At 65.1% G+C, this 811-nt stretch carries 1 protein-coding gene; it reads right to left on the bottom strand.

Going from position 1 to position 811, the window contains the following annotated elements:
- Positions 1-64: 64 nt before the first annotated feature.
- A partial coding sequence (locus TBIF_RS15285; RefSeq protein ID WP_024795646.1) for an IS256 family transposase occupies positions 65-811 on the bottom strand: 747 nt, incomplete at its 5' end.

Raw genomic sequence — 811 nt, forward strand, 5'->3', positions numbered from 1 at the left:
GGGTAGTGCCCCGTGTAGTGGTGGAATTCGGATCAGCGTAGCGATCAACGAATCAGCGTGAACGCTAGGCGATTTCCTGCTGATCCGTCAACGCTTCGGATGCGTTGAGTGCGACCTGTTTGGCGCGGATCACCCGGCGCAGCTCGCCCATGCTGACGTCGGAAACGTAGCGGCGGGTCACCTGCCACTCGTCGTGCTGCTCGATCACCACCGCCGTCGCCAACCGCAGAAACGCCGCGGCATTGGGGAAGATCTCGACCACGTCGGCCCGCCTCTTGATCTCCTTGTTCAACCTCTCGATCGGGTTGTTCGACCAGATCTTCTGCCAATGCGCCTGTGGGAACGCCGCGAACGCCAACACGTCCTCCTTGGCTCCGCGCATCATCTCGGCGACCTTCGGGAAGTGCTCGGCCATCGACTCCGCGACCGTGTCCCACTGCGCTGTGACCTCGTCGGGGTCGGTGTGCGCGAACACCGTCTTGATCGCCGCCATCACCGGCGGCACATGCCGTTTACCCACTGCGGCCTGCAGGTTGCGCATGAAATGGACCCGGCAACGTTGCCAGGCCGCGCCGGTGAATTGCTGGGCAACAGCCGCTTTCAGCCCGGCGTGTGCATCGGAGATCACCAGGTGGACCCCGGTCAGGCCGCGGGCGCGCAGGCCGGCGAGGAACTCCCGCCAAAACTCGAACGACTCGCTCTCACCGACCGCGGTCCCCAACACCTCCCGGGAGCCGTCGATGGACACGCCGGTCGCGACGACCATGGCCTGGGAGACCACGTGCGGGCCGACCCGCACCTTGCAATACGT

The organism is Tomitella biformata AHU 1821 (assembly GCF_000524475.1).
GTDB lineage: Bacteria > Actinomycetota > Actinomycetes > Mycobacteriales > Mycobacteriaceae > Tomitella > Tomitella biformata.